Raw genomic sequence first — 16,317 nt, forward strand, 5'->3', positions numbered from 1 at the left:
CTCATCTCCCGTCCGTTCCGTGCGCGCCGGGACTATCAGCCTGCCGGACGGAAGGGAATATCCTATTCATGGTGTATCATATCCGCGCCGTGGCGATTGGCGCGCGCGCCGAAACTGCAGCCGGGGGGGCGGAAAATTGTGCCGGATCATACCAATTACGACAATTTACGGCTTGAGAGGTTTGGCACATTCCTCTTGCATTACGCGCAACCGCTCAGACTTCAGGAACAGGATTTACTCATGCGCAAATGGCATCGCTGGCTCTCGGTTTTTTTCGGAGTTTTCATGCTCTGGATCGCGGTGACCGGCGTGCTCAGCCAGGTCGCGGTGCTGTGGCCGGGCGGTGCGCCCGATGCCGCCGCGCAGGCCGCCGCAACGCCACCGGCCGGTTTCGAATGCCCGGAGGGCTGGCGCTGTATGCCGCCGCGCGGCAATGCCGGGGGCATCCGTTCGCTGACCGGGCTGTTCCACCACCTGCACTCGGGCGAGACCTTCGGCCCCATTGGTACGGCCATCTCGGTCTTGTCGGGTCTGGCGCTGATCTTCTTCTCGATCTCCGGCCTCTGGCTCTATCTGCAGATGTGGCGCTTCCGCAAGGACCGCAGCCTGGCCCCGCGCTGGTTCTGGAAGTGACCGGAAGGGCGCGGCCCCGGGACCTGTCCTAGGGCTGCGCCCCCAGACCGAACGTCGCATCGCCGCGGCCCTGCAGCAGCACGCCTTCCTCGCCCACGCCATCGACGAGCGTGAGCGGAATGACGTCGCCGCCTTCGAACAGCACTTCGCCGTGCTCCACGGACGCGACCGTGCCGAGGCACGAGCCATCCGCCGCGATCACCTTCATGCCTTTGCGGATGGTTCCGGCCACGGTCGTCCAGACCTGCTCGCCCGGGTACATCTGACTCATCGTCCGTCCTTCCCTTTTTGGCGCCGCACTCTGACAAAACGTGTTGCGGTGGCGCGAGGTTCCCCGCGATTCGTGAAGTATATTGCCTACCAGCGCTTGCGTCCCCATATCTGGGGACCCGCAAGATATATGTAATCTTGGCTGTGGATTGGTGGCGTCGGTCACTCCTCTTGCGGGCAATTTTGGGTATCGTGAGATTTCGCATCCCGCACGGGACGCACCGAAATTCCTGCCCGGAGCCGCCAGAAGCGCCGGGTTTCCGCACCGAATCGCACACCGGAGTCCGCCCATGCCTCTTCTCGAAGCCCGCAAGACCTACAAGCCCTTCGAATATCCCTGGGCCTACGACTTCTGGAAGCGCCAGCAGCAGGTCCACTGGCTGCCCGAGGAGGTGCCGCTGGGCGAGGATTGCCGCGACTGGGCGCAGAAGATTTCCGAGCACGAGCGCAACCTGCTCACCCAGATCTTCCGCTTCTTCACGCAGGCCGACGTCGAGGTGCAGGACTGCTACCACGAGAAGTACGCGCGGGTCTTCAAGCCGACCGAGATCAAGATGATGCTCACCTCCTTCTCCAACATGGAGACGGTGCACATTGCCGCCTATTCGCACCTGCTCGACACCATCGGCATGCCTGAAAGTGAATACGGCATGTTCCTCGAGTACGAGGAACTGAAGGCCAAGCATGACTACATGCACACCTTCGGGGTCGACAGCGACGAGGATATCGCGCGCACGCTTGCCATGTTCGGCGGCTTCACCGAGGGTCTACAGCTGTTCGCCAGCTTTGCGATGCTGATGAATTTTCCGCGCTTCAACAAGATGAAGGGCATGGGCCAGATCGTCACCTGGTCGATCCGCGACGAGACGCTCCACTGCGAAGGCATCACCAAGCTGTTCCACACTTTCGTGAAGGAGCGCGGCTGCCTGACCAAGGCGGTGAAGGAAGACATCATCGACTGCTGCCAGAAGACCGTGCGTCTGGAGGACAACTTCATCGACCTTGCCTTCGAGATGGGCCCGGTGCCCGGCATGAGCGCCAAGGACATCAAGAAGTACATCCGCTACATCGCCGACTGGCGCCTGGGCCAGCTCGGCCTGCCCGCGATCTACATGGCCGAAGAGCACCCGCTGCCCTGGCTCACCCCGCTGCTCAACGGCGTGGAGCACGCCAACTTCTTCGAAACCCGCGCTACCGAATACTCGAAGGGCGCCACCCGCGGCGACTGGAATACCGTCTGGGCCAACTTCGATTCCCGCCGCAAGGCCAAGGCCAACGACGTGGACGAAGTGGACGACGGCAGCGAGCCGGACATGTTCGGAGGCACGCAGGCGGCGGAATAATCCGTACGATTACTGTTCTGTTGAGGCGTCGCTGTTCCCCTCCCGCAGGCGGGAGGGGTTGTGATGTCTTTCGGAGAGAGGTCGCGTAGCGGAAACCACCGCCCATCACAGGCGTTCCTGAAGTCATAATGCACCCGTTACCGGGAGACCGCTTGTGACCGTAAGGACCCTGTTCCCCGTTTTTATCGCCGCGCTGGGTATGGTGGTGCCTGCCATGGCGCAGGAAACGACCGACCCGGCGACGCCCTCCGCGCTGGCCAACCCCGATGTCGTGACCGTCCGCAACATCTCGCATGTCGAACTGTCGGCGGGGCTGCCGATCGTCGATGAGCGCGGCGTGTTGATCGGGACCATCAGGAAAGTCGCGGGCAATTCCGTAATCCTCACCGATGGTCGCGCCGAGTACCGGGTGCCGGTCACCCAGCTCTATGCCTATACGCAGGACGGCGCCGACCATTTCGCCAGCCGGCTTCCCAGGTCCGCGCTGCGACCGGACGGTTGAGCCATCGCGCCGGGTCGCGTCCCATCGCCCCGGCGCGCTTGCCGCCGCGCGCGGCCTTGGGCATTCTCCCGCCGCATAACAAGGGGGAGACCAAGGCCGTGCCGGAAACCAATCAGACGCTTGTCCTGCTGCCGATGCTGGCGGTCGTCGCGCTGACGTTCGTGGCGTTCATCAAGATGGCCGTGGCGCGCGCTGCTGCCGTGAAGGGCGGGCATGACCCGGCATTCTACCGCGCCCATCTCGGCGCGCCTGAGCCGGAGGCGGCCACGGCCGCAGCGCGCCACTGGGACAACCTGTTCGAACTGCCGACGCTGTTCTACGCGGGCTGCCTCACCGCTTTCGTGCTTGGTGCCGTGGGCACATGGACACTGGTTTTCGCCTGGGGTTTCGCGTTGTGCCGCCTGGCTCAGAGCGTCATACACATGACCTCGAACAACCCTGGTCCGCGTGGACTGGCGTTCTCGCTGGGGGCAGTGTTCATGTTGGCGCTGTGGCTAGACGTGGCTCTGTCGATCGTCGCGCGGCTCTAGTTTACAGCCCAGCTCTGTTCCATCGCCTCAACGGCGGCCTTCGATTCTCTTAGGCCCATGCCCGTGGCATCGCGCAGCAGCTTGATCGCCTCGATCTTGCGGCCCGCGGCGATCGCGCTTTCGATTTCGCTGCGCAGTGCCGGTCCTACTTCGTTCAGGGTGCGCACGGCGGTCGGGCCGGAGAGCGTGCGCGTTCCGTTCATGCCCCGACCGGCGATCCAGCCCAGCACAAACACCGTCAGGGCGGCAAGCACGATCACGGCCCAGCTTGCATTTGTCATGTTCCCTTCTCCCGTGCCTTTATGCCCCGGATCTGCGCAAGGTCGCCCCTGAGCACATCGAGTGCGTCCTGCTCCTTCTGGCCCAGGTCCCTGATGTCGAAATGGCGGATCAGCACTTCGAGTGCATCGGCGATGTGTCCGATCTGCTTGCCGTAACTGCCGACTTCGTCGAGGATCGCGCGTTCGGTTTCGGGGTACTTGGTTTCGCCGATGTTGACGTTGATCAGGCCGAACTGCCCGGTGTCGAGGTTCCAGGTCCACGGGTTGATCGCCTGCCACAGCCTGTCAGGTGCGAGCTGGACCTGGAATGGCCGCGCACCGGCCTGAGCATCGGCCTGAGCACCGGATTGCCGCGCCGTCGCCTCAGTCGGCATTCCGGTGCTCCCGAGTCAACGCTGCAACGACGCCGCGATGTCCGGACCGAAAGAGAATGAACGGATGTCCAAAGCCCATTGTCGTCCTGCCTTTCCGAAATGGACCTGCCGTTGCCCGTCGAACCGCCGTCCCTGGGGGGGGGGGAGGGACGGCGGCCGGCACAGCATGAGGCTGCACCTACGACGGGGCGCATGTCGAACCCGACAGTGGAATCAACAATGCCTTCCCGGCGATCCTTCTGTCTGGCTTCGAGAATCTTTCGAGCCATTATCACTTCGTTGGCTCTTGTTTCAAAATTAAATAAAATACATTTTCAATCAATAAAAATATCGATTGCTGCTGTAACATCAAATTTTCACAAATTCTGTTAGATGTATTGCAAAACTGCCACAAGACAAACATGGTAAATATACCAAGTTATATAAGTTAACTATCTATCTGTGCAAAGAATAAATTTCAATTTCCTGATTTTTCGCACACATAACAGATCCGGCACCTTTGCAGGCACCGTATGGCCGTCCACCAGCGCGTCCAGTCGTCAGATCGTCCAGGAACCGGGGTTGGGCATCGGCAGGTGCTTCTGTGCATTGAGGAGGGCGAGCACGCTGCGCACGATTACCAGGATCGCGACGGCTGCCATCAGCAGGAAACCTACCAGCACGATCATCAGCAGTATCCCCAGCGCCGTGCCCACGAGCGCGATCCAGAAGCTGTTGATATGATACTGGTAGTGCGAGATTTCCCAGTCCGCTCTGGGTTCCTCGCGCCAGACGAAGGCAAGTACCACGCCGATGATGCCGGTCAGCCCGCCCGTCACCCATGAAGCGAGATAGAGCAGGCTGATCACTGTCGGATTGTTGAATTCGAACCCCGAAGCCGGGGCCGGATTCGAGGGCTTGCGGTCGAGATCGTCCATGGCGGTCTCCCTGCCGGCCGTATGCCGTTAACCGGGATGTTGTCTGTTTTGCGGCCGATGCACAAGCGGCACGTGATGTGGCACGGCCGACGGGGTGCCGGTGTTAGGTGAGCGCCTTCATGCTTTGCGCCATGCCGGCCAGCGCCTCGCGGCGGGGCATGGTGCGCAGGCGCTCGAACATCTCGCGGTAGTGCGCGTGGGGGACGAACGTCGGCCCTTCACGGAGATTATCGAGTGCGAGCCGGGCGACTTCGGCAGCCGGTTGCAGATCGGCGATCCCCGCCATGTTGGCAGTGGCCTCGCTCTCGGTGGCGCCGGGGCACAGCGTCAGCACGTCGACGCCGGTGCCCTGCATTTCGCCCCAGAGCCCTTCGCCCAGCGAGACGACCAGCGCCTTGGAGGCCGAGTAAGCCGTCGAATAGGGGCAGCCAATCAGCCCTTCAACGGAAGCCGTGAACACGATGCCGCCTTTCCCGCGCGTCTTCAGGCGGGGGATGAAGCCGTGTGCCAGCTGCATCGGCGCATGACAGTTTACCGTCAGCATCCTGGCCATGGCCGAGGTGTCCTTGGTCTCGTAGGCACCCTTGATGTTGAAGCCGGCATTGCTGACGACAAGACCGATGTCGTCTCCTGCGGTTTCCTCCAGCAGCCGGGCCGGAGCGCCGGGATCGGACAAGTCGGCGCCGATCACGCGGGCGCGTACGCCGCAGGAACTGCGCAGCCGCCGCGCCAGTGCGTCGAGATGGCCGGTGCGGCGCGCGGTCAGCACCAGATCGAAGCCGCGCGCGGCCAGTTCTTCGGCGAAAGCGAGGCCGATGCCGGACGATGCGCCTGTCACCAGAGCGGCAGGTCCGTAGGTTTCGCGGAATTCCTCTGGCGTCATGACGCTCTCCGGCTAAGCTTGTCGGTTGTCAGGGGAGAGAAACACGATGCCGGAAGCGATTGTCCAGACACGCCAGGGGAAAATCGCGGGGACGCATCAGCAGGGCTGTCGGCGCTGGCTTGGCATTCCTTATGCCAGGGCGGAGCGCTTCGGCCTGCCGGAACCGGTGGCCCCCTGGACCGCCGAGCGGTCGGCAACGGCATTTGGCCGCCAGTGCTCGCAGCAGTTCGGCCGTAAGGTCCGCGCGGCCAGCGTCGAAGCCGAGGGGTTCGGCGAAGATTGTCTCTACCTCAATGTCTGGACACCCGACGGCGGCAAGGCGGAGCCGAAGCCGGTGATGGTCTGGATCCACGGAGGCGCCTTTGTCGCGGGTGGAGCGGACACATACGAGGGCTGGCAGCTGGCCTGCGAGGGCGACGTTGTTGTCGTGACCATCAACTACCGTCTCGGTGTGTTCGGGTTCGTCAATTTCGGCGAAGCGCTGGGTCTGCCCGCGATCCCCTCGAACCTCGGCCTGCGCGACCAGATCGCGGCGCTGGAATGGGTGCGGGACAACATCGCGGCCTTCGGCGGTGATCCGGAGAAGGTGACGATCTTCGGGGAATCGGCCGGGTCGATGTCGGTCTCGCTGCTCATGCTCTCGCCGCTTGCCCGAGGGCTCTTTCATGGCGCCATCATGCAGTCTGGCGCGGTCAGCCTGATTCACGACCGGGACCGGTCGATCAGCGACGCGCGCCGCTATGCCGAAGTGCTCGATCTCGACCAGTCCGGCTTTGAGAAGCTGCGCTCGCTCTCCACCATGGAGCTGCTGCAGGCGCAGGTCCGCGTTGGTGCCATGGTCGAGCCGGGCATTCCGGCCGCGCCCTGGTACGACGGCGATGTGCTGCCCGCCTCGCTGGCAGAGGCGCGTGCGCAGGAGATGGCGCCGGTGCCGCTTATCGCCGGCGCCACGCGCGAAGAGATCAGGCTGTTCCGCATCCTGCCGGGCAATATCCTGCCGACGAAACGGGCGGATCTCGAACACCTGATCCGCAAGCAATTGGACGGCGCACACGCCGAGCGTATCCTCGAACAGTATCCCCGGACCAAGGCGGGAGAGATTGCCCTCGGGACCGATCTCACGTTTCTGATGCCCACACGCAATTTCGCGACGCGCCATGCAGGCCGTCAGCCGACATGGTTCTACCGCTTCGACTATGCGAACCCGATCTTCGGTGCGGCGCATGCCATGGACCTTGGCGTATTCTGGCCGATGACGGGACTGCGCGCCCTGATCGTGCGGGGCGGGCCGAACACCGGCCGCCGCAAGGCGCTGGGTGAGCGGATGCGCCGCCACTGGGCCCATTTCGCGCACCACGGGACGCCGGGAAGCGACTGGCCGGGCCTGTCGGATGCCGGTCAGCACGTGCGTAGTTACGGGCTTGCTGACGAGATCCTCGACAACCCTGATGCCGTCCGCTTTGCGGCCTGGGCCGGTGCGGATGTGAAGTCGCGCATCGGGCTCTAGCGCCTGTCCCGGCCTGCGTCAGCCGAGGCTCAGGAACAGCCCTGCCAGCGCCGCGCTCATCAGGTTGGACAGGCTGCCCGCCGCCAGTGCGCGGATGCCCAGTTTTGCGATGACCGGGCGCTGGTTTGGCGCGAGGCCGCCCGTCACGGCCATCTGGATCGCAATCGACGAGAAGTTGGCGAAGCCGCACAGGGCGAAGGTCACGACGCCTACGGTGAGCGGAGAGAGGCCGGTGTCCTTGCCCAGTTCGATGAACGAAACGAACTCGTTGAGCACGATCTTGGTTCCGAACAGGCCGCCAGCCTGCATCGCCTCATGCCAGTCGGGCGCTGCCAGCAGGTAGAACACCGGCGCGAAGACATAGCCGAGCAGCGACTGGAAGGTGACGTCCTGAAATCCGAACAGTCCCGCGGCCCAGCCGACGATGCCATTGGCCAGCGCGATCAGCGCGACGAACGCGAGCACCATCGCGCCCACCGCGACCGCCAGTTTGACGCCGGTCTGTGCGCCCTGCGAGGCAGCCATGATCAGGTTGGCGGGCTGTTCCTCGTCATGCGCGAGCGGTTCGGGCTCGTCGATATGAATGCCCGGCAGGTGTGTCACGTCTGCGCGGTTGAGCGCGGCCGCGGCCATGCCGGCGGGCGGGATCGCGGCTTCATGGACGTTGCTCTCGTCCGGATGCGGTCCGCGCGGGTCGGGCATGATCATCTTGGCCATGAAGATGCCGCCGGGTGCCGACATGAACGCGGCGGCCACCAGGTAGTCGATGCGGATGCCCATCGAGGCATAGGCCGCGAGGATCGTGCCGGCCACGCCCGCCAGACCCACCGTCATCACGCAGAACAGCTGCGAGGGGTTGAGGCTGGCCAGATAAGGACGGATCACCAGCGGGCTTTCGCTCTGGCCGACGAAGATGTTAGAGGCCGCGCAGAGGCTTTCCACCTTGCTGATGCCGGTCACCTTTTCGAGCGCGCCGCCGATCCAGTGGATCACCAGAGGCATGATCTTCAGGTAATAGAGGATCGAGATCAGCGAGGCGAAGAAGATGATCACCGGCAGCGCCGAGATCGCGAAGCTGGTGCCGCCGATGGCGGGCGTCGCGATCGGGCCGAACAGGAAGTCGATCCCCGCATGGGCGTAACCGAGCAGGCTTTCCACGCCTGAAGCCGCGCCGCGCAGCATCCGATTGCCGAAGGGCACGTAGAGCACCAGCGCGGCGAGCCCCGCCTGCAGCGCGAAGGCCGCGCCGACCACGCGCAGCCGGATCGCCTTGCGGTCGCTGGAGAGGAGGAAGGCCGCAGCCATGATGAGAGCAATGCCGATCAGGCTGTAGGCGACATGCATCGAGGCGGAAGTCTTTCGTGAAATGCGGGGGAAGAATCGGGGGAACCTATCGAGCCCGGTGCGAGACGGCTAGTGCAATTGTCCTTGTGCGGTTAGACCTTGGGGATGGACCAACCCGCAGCTTCCGCGCCGAGCCCGGCCATCACCCGCTCCCTCTTCGTGTTCTCGCTGCTCTACGGCGGCCTTGTGGTGCTGGCCGGCGTGCTGGGCACCAAGCTGGCCTCGCTCGGGCACTGGCCGGTACTGGGTGATCTGGCGGTGGAATCGGGGATCTTCGCTTTCCTGCTGCTGGTCGTGCTGTCGAGCGCGGTCGCGGAACTGCATGGGCGCGATACCGCCAACCGGCTGGTGCGCTTCGGTTTCATACCGCTGATCGTCTCGATGACGCTGCTGACTTTCGTGATCCATGTCGTGCCGCCCGCGCCGTTCTGGAGCGATCAGGAGGCTTTCGCCCGCTTATTGGGGCAGGGCGCGCGGATGCAGTTTGCCGGGCTGATTTCCTACGGCGTGTCGCAGACGCTCAACGTTTACCTGTTCTCGAAGCTGGCGGGCGACAGGCTGGGGCATGAACGGAGCGGCCTGTTGCTGCTGCGCGCGTGGATCGCCAGCCTGTTGTCACAGGTGGTCGATACGGTGCTGTTCATCACCATTTCCTTCGCCGGACAGGACCTGCCGATCGTCTCGATCATGGAAGGGCAGATCATTTCCAAGCTGCTGCTCTCGACGATCATGGTGCCGCCGTTCATCTGGTTCTTCGTGAAGCTGGGCCGCAAGCTGGACGCGTAGTCCCGCCATCACGGCCTTCGGCTGCTCCTGTCAGCCGCCAACATGGAAAGTTTCCATTGCGCCGGCGGCATGAGGGGTGGTGCCAGCGCCGCCCGTCATCGGCCCAATCGCGCAAGTAGCCGGATCGAACGGTCCAAACGCGTACATCATTTGCGGATGGCCATCGGCACCGGTTGACTTAAAGCGCAGCACTGCTTCCATCGCTTCGCCTTCCTGCACTTTGGCGACGTTGAAATCCTCGAAATCGAAGCCCTGTGTTCCGGGCGGGAGCGCGGAAGTCACGCGCAATATCAGGTTCCGCAAAAAGGCGGCGTCCCTCGACTGGCAGATGTCGTTGGGCGCGGCACGGGTGAGATCGGCTTTGCCGATATGGAAGCCTGCTGGCGGCTGTGCCGGGGCGCTGTCATCCGGTCCACCGCATCCGGCAACCAGCAATACCGCCAGGGCTGTCCAACCTTTCATCGTGTCCTCCATAGCGCGTGCGTGGCCCCGCAGGGGTATCTGTCCGCGCGGGAAGTTGAAATAGGCCTTGAAAACCCCTTCAAATCCTCGCCGGGGGGGCTAAAGCGCAAATCATGCCGAATCCGCACGATCCCGCCCTCCTCGCCAAGGCCGAAACCCTCGTTGATGCGCTGCCGTACATGCAGCGATACGCCGGGCGCACCTTTGTGGTGAAATACGGCGGCCATGCGATGGGCGATCCCGAGCTGGCGCATGACTTTGCCGAGGACGTGGTGCTGCTCAAGGCCGTGGGCATAAATCCGGTGGTCGTCCACGGCGGCGGGCCGCAGATCGGGGCCATGCTCAAGAAGGCTGGGATCGAAAGCCAGTTCATCGATGGTCTGCGTGTGACTGACAAGGCTACGGCCGAAGTGGCCGAAATGGTCCTTTCAGGTGCGATCAACAAGGAGATCGTCGGCTGGATTGCCAAGGCTGGCGGCAAAGCCATGGGCATTTCCGGCAAGGACGGGAAGATGGTCACGGCTCGCAAGGTGCAGCGGACCAAAAAGGACCCGGACAGCCTGATCGAGCAGGTCGTCGATCTCGGCTTCGTGGGGGAGCCCGAGACTATCGACACTTCCGTGATCGAAACGATCTCGGCGGCCGGCATGATTCCGGTGATTGCACCGATTGCGCCCGGCGCCGATGGCGAGACCTACAATGTCAACGCCGATACCATGGCGGGCGCCATTGCCGCCGCTTTGGGCGCCGCCCGTCTGTTTCTGCTGACCGACGTGCACGGCGTGCTCGACAAGCAGGGCAACCTGCTCACTGATCTGCGTCCGGCCGATATCGAACGCCTTCAGGAGGACGGCACGATCTCCGGGGGCATGATTCCCAAGCTTGAAACCTGCGTTCATGCGGTCGAGGCCGGATGCGAGGCGGCTGTTGTGCTTGACGGGCGGGTATCGCATGCCATGTTGCTGGAAATATTTACGCAGGAAGGTGCTGGCACGTTGATCCGCGCGGGCCAGACGTCCATGTGAGGGGACCCCAAGGGCTGAAAGGTATCGCAATTTCCATGCGCACAAATGCTGCTGTCAGGGCCATGCTCGCCACCGCACTTTCGGGCAGCGTGCTGCCGCTGGCTGCGTGCAACAGCAATCCGCCTGCTGCCGAAGCAAGCGCGGATGCGACGGGAGATGCGACCGATGTGCTGATCGATGCGCCCGCTCCGCTGCCTTCGGTTGATGCGTCGGCTGCCGCCAGTGCCGGTATCGCCGCCGGGCTGGACATGGGCGCGCTGACCGAACGCCGCGATCCTGAGCGTGTGTTGCGCTACTACGCCAATGCCCTGCGCGTGGGAGACTGGGTCGATGCTGCCAGAGCCTGGAGCCTCGATGCGCAGATGACTCCGGAAAAGCTGAAAGGCGAATTCGGAGGCCAGACCAGCCCGAAGATAGCGGTCGGCAAGGGCGATACCGAAGGCGCTGCAGGTTCCCTGTACTACGAGGCGCCGATCGTGGTCGATTTTGCCGACGGGCGTCCTTCGAAGCGCGGCACGATCGTGCTGCGCCGCGTGAACGATGTGCCCGGCGCCAGCGAAGAGCAGCTCAACTGGCGCATTGAGCGCACCTCAACCTTGGTGCAATAGCCGCCTGCAAAGACCTTCGTCGGCGGCTATCGGCCCGTTACAGAGCGCGGCCTTGCCCCCCGGTGGCGGTCTCGGCTATCAGGCCGCCCATTCCATTTCCCCAGTGAAAGGCCCGACGCCCTATGCTTGGCGGTCTGTTCAACGCCCTCATCTACCTGCTGCAGGTCCTGCAGACCGTGATCCTGGTCTGGTTCATCCTGTCGCTGCTGATCAGCTTCAACGTGGTCAACCTGCACAACCAGTTCGTAGCCGCCCTGTGGCGCGGGCTGAATGCGATCCTCGACCCGCTGCTCAATCCCATTCGCAAGGTCATGCCCAATACCGGCGGTATCGACTTTTCGCCGATGGTGCTGATCATCGGCATCATGGTGATCGTGAAATTCATGGAGCCAATGGTCTACCGCTATGGCTGATATCATAGATGGCAAGGCCTTCGCCGAAGGTCTGCGCGCGCGCGTCGCCACGGTGGCGGCGGATTTCGAGGCACAGGCCGGCCGCAAGGCAGGTCTTGCCGTGGTGCTGGTGGGTGAAGACCCGGCCAGCCAGGTCTATGTGCGAAGCAAGGGCAAGCAGACCGTGGCCTGCGGCATGGCGAGCTTTGAATACAGGCTGCCGGTGGAAACGCCCGAAGCCGAGCTGCTGGCGCTGGTCGAAAAGCTGAATTGCGATCCGGCGGTGGATGGCATTCTCGTCCAGCTTCCGCTGCCTTCGCACATCAACGAGCAGAAGGTGATCGCTACGATCAACCCGGACAAGGACGTGGACGGGTTCCATGTCGTCAATGTCGGGCGTCTGGCGACCGGGCTGCCGGGCTTCGTGCCCTGCACGCCGCTGGGCTGCCTGATGCTGCTCAAGGACAAGCTGGGCTCGCTTTCGGGTTTCGAAGCGGTCGTCGTCGGCCGGTCGAACATTGTCGGCAAACCGATGGCGCAGATGCTCATCGCTGAAAGTTGCACGGTCACGGTGGCGCACAGCCGCACGAAGGACCTGCCTGCGGTCGTGCGCCGCGCCGACATCGTCGTGGTGGCCGTGGGCCGGGCCGAAATGGTCAAGGGCGACTGGCTCAAGCCCGGCGCGACCGTGATCGACGTCGGCATGAACCGCATTCCCGCGGCCGAGGATGGCAAGACGAAACTGGTGGGCGATGTCGATTTCGCCTCCGCCAGCGAAGTCGCCGGAGCGATCACCCCGGTGCCGGGCGGGGTCGGGCCGATGACGATTGCCGTTCTGCTGCGCAACACGATCGTATCCGCGCACCGCGCCGCCGGGCTTGAACTCGACGAGAGCGTTCTTTGATGCATCGGCGCGGTGCCGTTCTGATGCTGGCTGCCGTGGCGATGTCCCTCGCCGCGCCCGCCGGTGCGGAAAGGCACCGCCGGCCTGCAGGTGTGGGCACGGCCAATCCCAGTGCGCTCATCGCCGCCGAAATTGCCTTCGCCCGCATGGCGCGCGAGAAGGGGCAGTGGACGGCCTTTGACAAATTCGCCGATGACGAGGCCGTGATGTTCGTTCCGCAGCCTGTCATGGCTAAGGACTGGCTGAAGAGCCAGAAGGACCCTGCCCAGCCGGTCCAGTGGGAACCTTATCAGGTCTGGATGAGTTGCGATGGCACGCTCGGTGTCACCAAGGGGGAATGGCACCGGCCGGATGGTTCGGTGGGCTACTTCACGACCATCTGGAAGCAGCAAAAAAAGGGCGACTATCGCTGGGTGCTCGATCAGGGCGACACGCTGACACAGTCGCTGGAAAAGCCGGACTGGCTTTCGGCGGTAGTGGCCGATTGTCCCAAGCGGCGGGGTGGCCCGTCTTCCAGCAAAGCCGGGCAGGAACCCGAGCGTTTGCGCGAGGCTGGGATGGATGGCGGTGGCCAGTCCGATGACGGCACATTGACCTGGACCTATCACGTCACGGCAGGCAATGCCCGCACTCTTTCCGTGTCGCTGAGCAAGGGTGGGGAGATGACAGAAGTGCTGTCCTCGTCGGTTGCGGGTCAGGTGCAGTAACCGTGATGCTGGATCTTTTCCTTTCCGCTTTCGTCACCCTGTTCGTGGTGATCGATCCGCCAGGGTGCGCCCCGATCTATGCCGGGCTGTCTGCGGGTGCGAGCCGCCGCCAGGCCGTGGGCATGGCCGCGCGGGGCTGTGCGATCGCAGCTTTGATCCTTCTGGTCTTCGCATTGTTCGGCAAACAGCTGCTGGGTGCGCTGCATGTCGAGCTGGACGCCTTCCGCATCGCCGGGGGCATCATGCTGTTCATGATCGCGGTCGAGATGGTCTTCGAAAAGCGCACACAGCGCCGTGAGGAGCGCGCCGAGAAGATCATCGCCCAGCACGGCGATGCGCCCGAAGTGGAAGATGTCTCGATCTTCCCGATGGCGATGCCGATGCTGGCCGGCCCGGGTTCGATCGCCACGATCATGCTGCTGATGAGCCGCGCGCACGGGTTCGAGCAGACTGTCACCGTCCTTGCCGCGATGCTGTCGGTGATGGCGCTCAGCTTCGCAGCTCTCGCCTCTGCAGGGCCGCTTATGCGTGTGCTCGGGGACAAGGTGGAAGCAGTTATCACGCGCCTGCTCGGCGTGCTGCTGGCTGCTCTGGCGGCGCAATACGTGATCGACGGCGTGAAGTCCTCGTTGCTGGGATAAGCCCTAAGCGTTCGGCGAAGTTCGTTAACCACAATCGGCTAGTCCTGTCGCACGCAGAGCGAAAAGGGCCTATGGACTTGCCATGAGCGTGGTTTTGTTGACCGGAGCGACCGGTTTCGTCGGCCGGGCGATCCATCGCTATCTGCACCGGCGCGGGCATCAGGTACGTGTGACGGTGCGCTCCGGCAGTGCTGAACGGCTTGCCGCCCCGGTTTCCTTCGATGCCATGATCGAAACCGATGACATCTTCGCCCGCGACGCCCGATGGTGGGAGGATGCCTGCGAGGGCGTGGATGCGGTCATCCATGCCGCCTGGTATGTCGAGCACGGGCTCTATCCGAACGCGCCCGAGAATGCCGATTGTGTTCGCGGCAGCTTCGCGCTGGCGCAAGGCGCAGTGCAGGCGGGCGTCAATCATGTCATCGGCATCGGCACCTGCTGGGAATACCGCCTTCCGGGCGAGGCCCTGACGGTGGATTCCCCGCTCGACCCCGTGAATTTCTATGCGGCCTGCAAACTGTCGGCATACCACATGATGCGCGAATGGCTGGCGCTGCATGACACCCGCATTTCCTGGTGCCGCCTGTTCTACCTCCACGGTGAAGGCGAACATCCCGACCGGCTGGGCGCGTACTTGCACCGCCGCCTGGGCGCGGGCGAAACCGCTTCACTTTCGGCCGGAACACAGTTGCGTGATTTCCTCGACGTGCGCGATGCAGGGGCGATGATTGCCAGCGTCGTCGACAGCGGGCAGTGCGGGACAATCAACATCTGCTCGGGACAACCGGTAACGATCCGCGCATTCGCCGAAGCCATTGCCGACCGTTATGGCCGCCGGGACTTGCTGCAATTCGGCAGCCAGCCACTGCGTCCGTCCGACCCGCAAGCGGTCGTGGGCGTATGCAATCTGCAACGTGCGCCCGAGCTGCTGCAACCATGAAGGTGCTGCACATCTCTGCGCATCTCGGTGGCGGCGTGGGCAAGGCGCATTCCGCGATCTGCGCTGCGGACGTGCCCGGTGTGCAGCGGCACTACCTGTTGCTCGAAGAACCGCGCGACCGGCGCTATGCCGATGCGATCGCCGAGGCTGGCGCACAGGTGACGGTCGCACCCGATGTTGCGGCGGCACGGAAACTCGCTGCACAGGCAGACGTCGTGCAGATCGAGTGGTGGAATCACCCGCGTCTCTACGAATGCCTGTGCCGGTGGGACCTGCCGCCAAGCCGCTTGGTGATCTGGTCGCACATCTCGGGCCTGTCCGCGCCCTGCATTCCGGCGGGCTTGCTGACGGCACCGCACCGCTTCCTGTTTACCTCGGCCTGCTCGCTGGATGGGCCCGCCGTGAAGGCGCTACCGCCCAAAGCACGCGCCGGGCTGGGGGTGATCAACAGCGGGTTCGGGTTCACTGCCTCGCCACCGCCTTTTGCCTCGCGCGCCGGGTCGGTGGGGTATCTGGGCACGGTGGATTTCAGCAAGCTCAACCCGGACTTCTTCGAAGTCATCGATCGGGCGGAGCCAGGCGAGCCGGTTTCGGTCTGGGGGCAGGCCGATGCAGAAGGCGATGTATTGCGCCGGGCGGCGTCGATGCGGCATCCCGGTCTCGTCCGCTTCCACGGCCACGCCGCAGATCCCGAGGCTGCGCTGCGGCAGACGGGGATATTCCTCTACCTGCTTCAGCCCCATCATTTCGGCACGGCGGAAAACGCGCTGATCGAGGCGATGTCGCTTGGCTGCGTGCCGCTGGTTTTCGATAATCCCGCCGAACGCGCAATTGTCGAGCACGGCCGTACCGGGTTCGTGGAAACGGATACAGCGGCTGCGGCCGAACGGTTGCAGTGGATGCTGCGCCATCCGGCGGAACTCGAGGTGATGGGACGCGAGGCGGCCTCTGTCATGGCGGCGACCCGAACCGCCCGGAAGAGCGAGGAGGATTTCGCTGCGGTTTACGCCGAGGTGCTGGCGCTGCCGGAGCGAGAAGTGTCCTTCGACGCCATTCTGGGATCGACGCCTGCCGAATGGTTCCTGTCCACGCAGGATGGAGGAGTCGCAAACCACGGCTTTGCCGGTGCGGCGCGCAAAGGCACATTGGCGCATTTCGCGCACTGCTTTCCTGACGAACCGTCGTTTGAAGGGGCGTTCTACGGCACGAACCGCTAGTACTTCTTAAGATCGAATTAACTACGAGCGCGTACTCCTCTTCCCGGTCGG

21 protein-coding genes are annotated in these 16,317 nt (G+C 63.7%); 14 read left to right on the forward strand and 7 right to left on the reverse strand.

The window, feature by feature from the left end; all coding sequences use genetic code 11:
- Positions 1-240: 240 nt before the first annotated feature.
- Entirely contained in the window at positions 241-633 is a 393-nt protein-coding gene (locus MTR64_RS12185; protein ID WP_419144942.1) for a PepSY domain-containing protein, read from the forward strand.
- Between the two features lie 28 nt (positions 634-661).
- Here MTR64_RS12185 and MTR64_RS12190 read toward each other — a convergent pair whose 3' ends face one another.
- The gene (locus MTR64_RS12190) at positions 662-904 is read right to left on the reverse strand and encodes a DUF2171 domain-containing protein (protein WP_243994198.1); all 243 of its coding nucleotides are present in this window, start codon (positions 902-904) and stop codon (positions 662-664) included.
- A gap of 289 nt (positions 905-1,193) precedes the next feature.
- Between MTR64_RS12190 and MTR64_RS12195 the strand changes: the two genes are divergently transcribed.
- The 3 genes from MTR64_RS12195 to MTR64_RS12205 all read left to right on the forward strand — a co-directional run bounded on the left by MTR64_RS12195 (position 1,194) and on the right by MTR64_RS12205 (position 3,278).
- Positions 1,194-2,246, forward strand: coding sequence for a ribonucleotide-diphosphate reductase subunit beta (locus tag MTR64_RS12195; RefSeq protein WP_243994200.1), 1,053 nt, complete (start codon positions 1,194-1,196; stop codon positions 2,244-2,246).
- 154 nt (positions 2,247-2,400) lie between these two features.
- On the forward strand, positions 2,401-2,748 hold the full coding sequence (locus tag MTR64_RS12200; protein ID WP_243994202.1) for a hypothetical protein: 348 nt from the start codon (positions 2,401-2,403) through the stop codon (positions 2,746-2,748).
- A 98-nt stretch (positions 2,749-2,846) separates the two neighbouring features.
- Complete coding sequence (locus MTR64_RS12205) at positions 2,847-3,278, forward strand: MAPEG family protein (RefSeq protein ID WP_243994204.1); 432 nt, start codon at positions 2,847-2,849, stop codon at positions 3,276-3,278.
- Here the strand turns inward: MTR64_RS12205 and MTR64_RS12210 are convergent.
- From MTR64_RS12210 to MTR64_RS12225, 4 genes are all read right to left on the reverse strand, one after another.
- A complete protein-coding gene (locus MTR64_RS12210; RefSeq protein WP_243994207.1) occupies positions 3,275-3,559 on the reverse strand; it encodes a ribosomal protein L7/L12 in 285 nt (94 codons plus the stop codon). The genes MTR64_RS12205 and MTR64_RS12210 overlap by 4 nt on opposite strands.
- Positions 3,556-3,933 (reverse strand): hypothetical protein, encoded by a 378-nt coding sequence (locus MTR64_RS12215; RefSeq protein ID WP_243994209.1) that lies wholly within the window; start codon positions 3,931-3,933, stop codon positions 3,556-3,558. The genes MTR64_RS12210 and MTR64_RS12215 overlap by 4 nt, the downstream gene beginning before the upstream one ends.
- A 539-nt stretch (positions 3,934-4,472) precedes the next feature.
- The gene (locus tag MTR64_RS12220; RefSeq protein ID WP_243994211.1) at positions 4,473-4,850 is read right to left on the reverse strand and encodes a DUF4870 family protein; all 378 of its coding nucleotides are present in this window, start codon (positions 4,848-4,850) and stop codon (positions 4,473-4,475) included.
- A 103-nt stretch (positions 4,851-4,953) separates the two neighbouring features.
- Positions 4,954-5,733: an SDR family NAD(P)-dependent oxidoreductase gene (locus MTR64_RS12225; protein WP_243994213.1), complete on the reverse strand. Its 780-nt coding sequence runs from the start codon at positions 5,731-5,733 to the stop codon at positions 4,954-4,956.
- Between the two features lie 46 nt (positions 5,734-5,779).
- Here MTR64_RS12225 and MTR64_RS12230 point away from each other — a divergent pair, with 46 nt between their 5' ends.
- Entirely contained in the window at positions 5,780-7,240 is a 1,461-nt protein-coding gene (locus MTR64_RS12230) for a carboxylesterase/lipase family protein (RefSeq protein ID WP_243994215.1), read from the forward strand.
- 18 nt (positions 7,241-7,258) lie between these two features.
- Here MTR64_RS12230 and MTR64_RS12235 read toward each other — a convergent pair whose 3' ends face one another.
- Positions 7,259-8,584, reverse strand: a complete 1,326-nt coding sequence (locus tag MTR64_RS12235) for a NupC/NupG family nucleoside CNT transporter (RefSeq protein ID WP_243994217.1) — start codon at positions 8,582-8,584, stop codon at positions 7,259-7,261.
- A gap of 105 nt (positions 8,585-8,689) precedes the next feature.
- Here MTR64_RS12235 and MTR64_RS12240 point away from each other — a divergent pair, with 105 nt between their 5' ends.
- A complete protein-coding gene (locus MTR64_RS12240) occupies positions 8,690-9,370 on the forward strand; it encodes a queuosine precursor transporter (RefSeq protein WP_243994219.1) in 681 nt (226 codons plus the stop codon).
- A gap of 30 nt (positions 9,371-9,400) precedes the next feature.
- On the opposite strand, the gene MTR64_RS12245 is transcribed toward MTR64_RS12240, so the two are convergent.
- Positions 9,401-9,832, reverse strand: coding sequence for a hypothetical protein (locus MTR64_RS12245; RefSeq protein WP_243994222.1), 432 nt, complete (start codon positions 9,830-9,832; stop codon positions 9,401-9,403).
- Positions 9,833-9,945: 113 nt separating this feature from the next.
- Between MTR64_RS12245 and argB the strand changes: the two genes are divergently transcribed.
- The 8 genes from argB to MTR64_RS12285 all read left to right on the forward strand — a co-directional run bounded on the left by argB (position 9,946) and on the right by MTR64_RS12285 (position 16,266).
- Complete coding sequence (argB, locus tag MTR64_RS12250; protein WP_243994224.1) at positions 9,946-10,857, forward strand: acetylglutamate kinase; 912 nt, start codon at positions 9,946-9,948, stop codon at positions 10,855-10,857.
- A 35-nt stretch (positions 10,858-10,892) separates the two neighbouring features.
- The gene (locus tag MTR64_RS12255) at positions 10,893-11,465 is read left to right on the forward strand and encodes a hypothetical protein (RefSeq protein WP_243994226.1); all 573 of its coding nucleotides are present in this window, start codon (positions 10,893-10,895) and stop codon (positions 11,463-11,465) included.
- A gap of 122 nt (positions 11,466-11,587) precedes the next feature.
- Positions 11,588-11,878, forward strand: a complete 291-nt coding sequence (locus tag MTR64_RS12260) for a YggT family protein (RefSeq protein WP_243994228.1) — start codon at positions 11,588-11,590, stop codon at positions 11,876-11,878.
- The gene (gene folD / locus MTR64_RS12265) at positions 11,871-12,761 is read left to right on the forward strand and encodes a bifunctional methylenetetrahydrofolate dehydrogenase/methenyltetrahydrofolate cyclohydrolase FolD (protein ID WP_243994230.1); all 891 of its coding nucleotides are present in this window, start codon (positions 11,871-11,873) and stop codon (positions 12,759-12,761) included. Before MTR64_RS12260 ends, folD begins: the two co-directional genes overlap by 8 nt.
- Complete coding sequence (locus MTR64_RS12270) at positions 12,761-13,468, forward strand: hypothetical protein (protein WP_243994233.1); 708 nt, start codon at positions 12,761-12,763, stop codon at positions 13,466-13,468. The genes folD and MTR64_RS12270 overlap by 1 nt, the downstream gene beginning before the upstream one ends.
- A gap of 5 nt (positions 13,469-13,473) precedes the next feature.
- A complete protein-coding gene (locus MTR64_RS12275; protein ID WP_243994235.1) occupies positions 13,474-14,109 on the forward strand; it encodes a MarC family protein in 636 nt (211 codons plus the stop codon).
- Between the two features lie 82 nt (positions 14,110-14,191).
- A complete protein-coding gene (locus MTR64_RS12280; RefSeq protein WP_243994237.1) occupies positions 14,192-15,049 on the forward strand; it encodes an NAD-dependent epimerase/dehydratase family protein in 858 nt (285 codons plus the stop codon).
- Positions 15,046-16,266 (forward strand): glycosyltransferase, encoded by a 1,221-nt coding sequence (locus MTR64_RS12285; RefSeq protein WP_243994239.1) that lies wholly within the window; start codon positions 15,046-15,048, stop codon positions 16,264-16,266. The genes MTR64_RS12280 and MTR64_RS12285 overlap by 4 nt, the downstream gene beginning before the upstream one ends.
- Positions 16,267-16,317: the final 51 nt, after the last annotated feature.

The organism is Novosphingobium album (ex Hu et al. 2023), assembly GCF_022832385.1.
GTDB classification, from domain to species: domain Bacteria; phylum Pseudomonadota; class Alphaproteobacteria; order Sphingomonadales; family Sphingomonadaceae; genus Novosphingobium; species Novosphingobium album.